Here is a 6,747-nt window from a genome sequence, read left to right on the forward strand (position 1 = left end):
CTGTTGTGGTCGATGTATCGACAATTGACGCCCGGCGCTCGGGGAGCGTCGGTCATCGTGCCCGTACGGGGCGGGGCCAGGACACGGCGGTGGCGGCGGTGGCGGCGGCGACCGCTGCCAGGCGTGGGTAGTCGAGGGTGTCCGGGGTGTCGGTGGGCTGGTGGTAGTGAGGGTTACGGAAGTTCGCCGTATCGGTGAGCATCAGGGCCGGGATGCCCACGTTCCAGAAGGCCGCGTGGTCGCTGCGGTCGAGGTGGGCCAGCGGGGGCACCACGAGCCCGGCGAGCGCGCCCAGCGGGCCGAGCGGCCGTGGATCGCGCAGGGTGACGCAGGCCAGCGGCGGCCGCGCGGCGCCGGCCGCCCGGCGCCACAGCCGGGCGGCCGCGTCCGTCGCGCGGCGGTGCACCACGAGCGTGAAGTCGCCACGCAGCCCGCCGGCGCGGACCTCGGCGGCCACGCCGGGGAACGCCGCCTCGAAGCCCAGCGGCATCAGCTGGCTTCCGGGCTCGTCCGTGAAGAACCCGACCGACTCCAGGCAGATCATGCCCACGGCCCGCCGGCCGCGCCGCAGCCTCCGGGCCGCGTACCGGGCGCCGATCAGTCCGAGCTCCTCCATGTCGAGGACGGCGAGCGTGACCGGGGGCGGCTGCGGCAGTCCGGCGAGGAGCCGGGCGGCCTCCAGCAGCGCGGCGACGCCGGAGGCGTTGTCGTCGGCACCCGGGCTCGCCTCGACGGTGTCCAGGTGGGCGCCGACGACCACGGTCCCCCGGCTCGGGGCGCCCGGCAGGCGGGCCAGCAGGTTGGCGCCGGCCAGCCGCCGGTGCAGCCGGAACTCGAGCGGGAGCGCCTGGTGGCCCCGGCGGTCCGTGGAGCCCAGGCGGCACCGTACGTCGAACGGCTGCCGCTCGGTGCGCCAGCCCGCGGCGGCGAGCTCCCGCGCCACGTACGCCTCGGCCCGCCGCATGGTCTCGGGCGCGCGGGTCCGGCTGCGCGGCCCCTCGGCGAGGAACTCCACATCGCGCCGCAGGCGCGCCGGGTCCGCCCGTGCGCCGAGCTCCCGTACGAGCCCGGCCACGTCCGCGGCCGCGAAGGCACCGCTCATGGCACCACGGTGCTCCCCTTCGCGCGGCGCCACAATGGGAGGGGAAGCGAGGGCGAGGGAAGGGAGGGCGATCCCGGTGGCGTACGCGGCGGTGACCGCCTTGAGCCACGTCGGGCTGGTCCGGGAGCACAACGAGGACAGCCTGGCCGTCGGGCCGTGGACGCTCTGCGGCACGGTGACGGAGAGCCCCCAGACCCTGGTCTTCCCGCTGGGCACGCCGCTCGTCGTCGCGGTCGCCGACGGCCTCGGCGGCCAGCCGGCCGGCGAGGTCGCGAGCGCCCTGGTGGTGCGCCGCCTCTCCGCGCTCGGCCCCGCGCTGGACGGCGAGGACGCCGTCCGCGACGCGGTGGCCCACTGCAACCGCGCGGTGTACGCGGCGGCGGACGCCGATCCGGAGCTGCTGACCATGGGCACCACGGTGGCGGGCGCCGTGGTGCTGGCGGAGTCGCTGCTGGTGTTCAACGTCGGCGACAGCAAGGTGTACGCCGTGTCCGATGACGGTCTGCGCCAACTCAGCACCGACGACAGCCCGCCCCCGCCACCCGGGCGGCGCACCACGTCGGCCGTCACCCAGACACTCGGCGGCGGCCTCGCCTTCACCGCCGTCACCCCGCACGTGACGGCCTCCGCCCACTCCGCCGGCGACCGCCTCCTCATCTGCAGCGACGGCCTGACCGACCCCGTACCGGACGACGACCTCGCCTCCCTGCTGCGCGTGTACGACGACGGCCGGGCCGCCTTCGAACTCTGGAAGGCCGCGATCGACGCGGGCGGCCCCGACAACATCACCCTCGCCCTCCTCCGCATCGGCGCCTGACCCGGCCGGCCGCGCCCGCGACGCGTTCGTCGCGGGCGGTCGGGGCCGGCGAGCGGCGGACTTCCCGGAATCGTCCCGTGATGGACGCGCCCGTGTGCCCGCCCGGCACGCCTGATGGCACCGTCCGGGGGGAACGTCCGTACGGAGGGGCACCTGCCCCGGAGACGACAGACAGGCGATCATGGTCCGTGTACTGCTCACACGGGACCGATACGGAGGAGTGGACAGATGCCGAACGAGCGCGCGGGACAGCAGGCGCGGCCGGAGGACCTCGTCGATGTGGCCCGGCTGGTGACCGCGTACTACACCGTGCACCCCGATCCGGCGGAGGCGGGCCAGCGGGTGGCCTTCGGCACGTCGGGGCACCGCGGGTCGTCCCTCGCGGCGGCGTTCAACGAGGACCACATCGCGGCGACGAGCCAGGCGATCTGCGAGTACCGGGCCCGGCAGGGCACCGACGGGCCGCTGTTCCTGGGGGCGGACACCCACGCCCTGTCGGAGCCCGCGCGGGTGACGGCCGTCGAGGTGTTCGCGGCCAACGGCGTGACCGTGCTCATCGACGCGGGCGACGGCTACACGCCGACGCCCGCGGTGTCGCACGCCATCCTCACCCACAACCGCGGGCGCGCCTCCGGCCTGGCCGACGGCGTGGTGGTCACCCCCTCGCACAACCCCCCGGCGGACGGCGGGTTCAAGTACAACCCGCCGAGCGGCGGCCCGGCCGGCTCCGAGGCGACCGGCTGGATCCAGGAGCGGGCCAACGAGATCATCACGGGCGGGCTGAAGGAGGTGCGCCGGCTGCCCTACGCCCGCGCGCTGGCGGCACCCACGACGGGCCGGTACGACTTCCTCGGCGCGTACGTGCGCGACCTGCCCTCCGTCCTGGACCTGGACGCCGTACGCGCGGCGGGCGTACGGATCGGCGCCGATCCGCTGGGCGGGGCGTCGGTGGCGTACTGGGGGCGGATCGCCGAGGAGCACCGGCTCGACCTGACGGTGGTGAACCCGCACACGGACCCGACGTGGCGCTTCATGACGCTGGACTGGGACGGGAAGATCCGGATGGACTGCTCGTCGCCGTACGCCATGGCCTCGCTGATCGAGGGCCGCGACCGCTTCGCCATCGCCACCGGCAACGACGCGGACGCCGACCGCCACGGCATCGTGACGCCGGACGGCGGGCTGATGAACCCCAACCACTACCTGGCCGCGGCGATCGACCACCTCTTCCGCCACCGCGAGCAGTGGCCGGCGAGCGCGCGGGTCGGCAAGACCCTGGTGTCCTCCGGCATGATCGACCGCGTCGCCGCCGACCTCGGACGCGAACTGGTCGAGGTGCCCGTCGGTTTCAAGTGGTTCGTGGAGGGGCTGGCCGACGGCTCGCTGGGCTTCGGCGGGGAGGAGTCGGCCGGGGCGTCGTTCCTGCGCCGCGACGGCTCGGTGTGGACCACCGACAAGGACGGCATCGTGCTGGCGCTGCTCGCCTCCGAGATGCTGGCGGTGACGGGCCGCACGCCCAGCGAGCGGTACGCCGCGCTGACCGCCCGCTTCGGCGAACCGGCGTACGCCCGCGTCGACGCGCCCGCCACCCGCGAGGAGAAGGCCGCGCTGAGCCGCCTCTCCCCCGCCCAGGTGACCGCCGACACCCTCGCCGGCGAGCCGATCACCGCCGTCCTCACCGAGGCGCCCGGCAACGGCGCGCCCATCGGCGGCATCAAGGTGTGCACCGCCAACGCGTGGTTCGCCGCCCGCCCTTCGGGCACCGAGGACGTCTACAAGGTGTACGCCGAGTCGTTCCAGGGCCCCGAGCACCTGGCGCGGGTGCAGGAGGAGGCCCAGGCCGTCGTATCGGCGGCCCTGAGCGGCTGACACCACGCCCTCCCCGGCAACCGGCCGCCCCGCGTCACCGGTTCGCCCCCTTCCGGCGGGCGCGGGGCGGTCCGCGGTGTCACGCTGCTGCGGTAAGCCTGCGGTAGGCGGTACGCCGCGGTACGCCGCACCAGCGACGCGAGGAATCACCGTGATCACCACTGACTTCGTCCAGGGCTCTCCCTGCTGGATCGACCTCGGCGCACCCGACGTCGCGGCGGCGGCCGACTTCTACGGTTCCGTGTTCGGCTGGGAGTTCCAGCCCATGGGGGCCGACGCGCCCGACTTCGGCTTCCTGACGCTGGACGGCAAGAGGATCGCCGGCCTCGGCCCGCTCACCGAGGAGGGGGCCCGCTCCGCCTGGATGATCTACTTCCTTACGGACGACGTCGACGCCACGACCGAGGCGGTGCGGCGGTCGACCGGCCAGGTGAGGGTCGCGCCCACGGACGCCGACGGGGAGGGCCGGATGGCCCAGTTCACCGATCCGCAAGGAGGGCAGTTCGCCGTCTGGCAGCCCAGCACGTTCAAGGGCATGGACGCCGTGGACGCGGTGGGGGCCCTGTGCTGGACGGAGCTGATGACGACGGACGCGACGGCGGCCAAGGAGTTCTACGGGAGCCTGTTCGGCTGGCAGACGCAGGACATGGACCTGCCGGGCGGCGGCGGAACGTACTCGCTGATCACCCCGGCGGGCCAGCCGGAGGAGCGGATGCACGGCGGGCTCATGCAGCTCCCGGCCGAGCAGTTGTCGTTGACCGGTGGCCGTGCCTACTGGCACCCCGTCTTCGGGTCCGAGGACTGCGACGAGACGGTCGCCCGGGTCACCTCGAAGGGCGGCACCGTGCAGATGGGGCCGGAGGACGCGGAGGGCGTCGGACGGCTGGCGGTCTGCGTCGACCGGGCGGGCGCGGACTTCGTGGTGCTCACGCCGGTCGAGCAGAGCTGACGCACCACCCCCTCCGTCCCTTCCGCCCCTTCCGCGGCCCGTTCACCCGGACGGGTGGCCATCGGTGTGAACACCGCCGAACGGGCCGTACGCCCGGCACTCCGGTGGCGATCATGCAACGGTGATCAGCCAACGCCACCACACCGGCCGCCGACGGGCCCTCCTCGCGGCCGGCCTCGCCGTGCTCAGCCTGTCGTCGGCGCAGTCCGCGCTGCCCGCCGCCGCCCAGGGCGCGCACGCGCCGTCGGCGCCGTCCTCGCACGCCGCCCCTCCGCGCCTCGTGACCCCGGCGGAGGCGCGCGTCGACGCCCTTCTGGAGGCCATCCGCCACCGGCCCGCCCGGCTGCGGGAGTTCTTCCGGAACCTGCCCAAGGGCGGCGACCTGCACAACCACCTCTCCGGCGCCGTCTCCACGGAGTATCTGATCCGGCTCGCCGGAGAGGACGGCCTGTGCGTCGACGAGGCGACGATGACCGCCGTGGAGCCGCCCTGCGGGCCGGGCAGGCGTCCGGCCGCCGACGCCGCGAGCGATCCCGCGTTCCACCGTGCGCTGGTGCGGGCGTGGTCCATGGAGGGCTTCCCCGAAGGGGAGCCGGGCCACGACCACTTCTTCGCCACCTTCGGGAGGTTCGGCGCGGTGACCTGGCGCCACCGCGGCAAGCTGCTGGCCGAGGTCGCCGACTCCGCGGCCGCGCAGAACCAGTCGTACCTGGAGACGATGGTGAGCCCGGCCTCCGAGGGGGCGAAGGAGCTCGCGACGGAGGTCGGCTGGGACGCGGACCTCGCCAGGCTGCACGGCAAGCTGCTGGCGGGCGGGAAGCTCGACCGGCTGGTCGCCGAGGCTCGCGCGGAGGCCGACGACGCGGACCGCGAGTTCCGTGCGGCGGCGCGCTGCGGCACCGCGCGGCCCGCTCCCGGCTGCCGGCTGACGGTCCGCTGGATCTCGCAGGTGTCGCGGGGCAGCGCGCCGGAGCGGGTCTTCACGCAGATGGCGCTGGGGATGCGGCTGGCGGAGCGCGACCCGCGGTTCGTGGCGGTCAACCTGGTCCAGCCGGAGGACTGGGAGAGCTCCCTGCGCGACTACCGCCTGCAGATGCGGATGCTCGCCCATCTGCACCGCGTCTACCCCCGGGCCCACCTCACCCTGCACGCGGGTGAGCTGTGGCCGGGCCTGGTCAAGCCGGAGCACCTGACCTTCCACATCGGCGAGGCGGTGAACGTCGCCGGCGCCGAGCGCATCGGTCACGGCGTCGACCTGGTCCACGAGGACGACTGGCAGCGCCTGGCGCGCACGATGGCCGCCCGCGAGGTGGCGGTGGAGGTGCCGTTCACGAGCAACGCCCAGATCCTCGGTGTGAAGGGCGAGGAGCACCCCTTCTCCACCTACCGCGAGTACGGCGTGCCCGTCGTGCTGTCCACCGACGACCCCGGTGTCTCGCGCATCGACATCAGCCACGAGTACCAGTACGCCGCCACCACCTACGGCCTGCGCTACCCGGAGCTGAAGGACCTGGCGCGGGCGTCCTTGGAGTACGCCTTCCTGCCGGGCCGGAGCCTGTGGCGGGGCAACCCCACCCGGGAGGGCTACCGGCCCGTCGCGGAGTGCCGCCCGGAGCCGTCCGGTCTCCGGGCGCCCGGCGCCGCCTGCCGGGAGCTGCTGGCCGCCAGCCCGAAGGCGGCCGTCCAGTGGCGGCAGGAGGTGGCCTTCGCCGCCTTCGAGCGGAGGTTCCGCGCCGGAGCGTGAACCCCCCTGGCACAGCGGGGGCCACCACGACACCGGCGGCGGCGATCACGGCCCGCTCGCTCAGGTAGAGCTCAGGTAGAAGCGGATGGTGGTGCCGTTGTCGCCGGTGTGGAACCGCACGAGGTCCGAGAGGTGGTGGACGAGCAGGAGCCCCCGCCCGCCGGGCTGGTGCGGCGGCGGGGGCGTCCCGCACCGTGACATGGGTGTCGGGGGCGACGCCCTCGGGGGCGCGGATCTCGTCGGGCCAGAGCAGGCCGTGCATGGCG

6 protein-coding genes are annotated in these 6,747 nt (G+C 74.6%); 4 read left to right on the plus strand and 2 right to left on the minus strand.

The genetic code is table 11. The annotated features are described in order from the left end of the window. Positions 1–52: 52 nt before the first annotated feature. Positions 53–1,102 (minus strand): M28 family peptidase, encoded by a 1,050-nt coding sequence (locus tag ABZX67_RS18950; RefSeq protein WP_355361500.1) that lies wholly within the window; start codon positions 1,100–1,102, stop codon positions 53–55. A gap of 76 nt (positions 1,103–1,178) precedes the next feature. On the opposite strand from ABZX67_RS18950, the gene ABZX67_RS18955 reads away from it, so the two are divergent. The 4 genes from ABZX67_RS18955 to ABZX67_RS18970 all read left to right on the plus strand — a co-directional run bounded on the left by ABZX67_RS18955 (position 1,179) and on the right by ABZX67_RS18970 (position 6,481). Next, entirely contained in the window at positions 1,179–1,919 is a 741-nt protein-coding gene (locus ABZX67_RS18955; RefSeq protein WP_355361502.1) for a protein phosphatase 2C domain-containing protein, read from the plus strand. 228 nt (positions 1,920–2,147) lie between these two features. Next, positions 2,148–3,788, plus strand: coding sequence for a phosphoglucomutase (alpha-D-glucose-1,6-bisphosphate-dependent) (gene pgm, locus ABZX67_RS18960; RefSeq protein ID WP_355361504.1), 1,641 nt, complete (start codon positions 2,148–2,150; stop codon positions 3,786–3,788). Positions 3,789–3,939: 151 nt separating this feature from the next. After that, positions 3,940–4,737, plus strand: coding sequence for a VOC family protein (locus ABZX67_RS18965; RefSeq protein WP_355361506.1), 798 nt, complete (start codon positions 3,940–3,942; stop codon positions 4,735–4,737). 124 nt (positions 4,738–4,861) lie between these two features. Further along, positions 4,862–6,481, plus strand: a complete 1,620-nt coding sequence (locus ABZX67_RS18970) for an adenosine deaminase (protein ID WP_355361534.1) — start codon at positions 4,862–4,864, stop codon at positions 6,479–6,481. Positions 6,482–6,541: 60 nt separating this feature from the next. Here the strand turns inward: ABZX67_RS18970 and ABZX67_RS18975 are convergent. After that, positions 6,542–6,747: ATP-binding protein (locus ABZX67_RS18975; RefSeq protein ID WP_355361508.1), on the minus strand; the 206-nt coding region annotated here is incomplete at its 5' end.

This window comes from Streptomyces sp. NPDC003036 (genome assembly GCF_040611175.1).
GTDB lineage: Bacteria > Actinomycetota > Actinomycetes > Streptomycetales > Streptomycetaceae > Streptomyces.

Excerpts from the sequence above, each read along its gene's own strand:
- ABZX67_RS18950 (WP_355361500.1), bottom strand. The coding sequence starts at position 1,102 with ATGAGCGGTGCCTTCGCGGCCGCGGACGTGGCCGGGCTCGTACGGGAG.
- pgm (WP_355361504.1), top strand. The coding sequence starts at position 2,148 with ATGCCGAACGAGCGCGCGGGACAGCAGGCGCGGCCGGAGGACCTCGTC.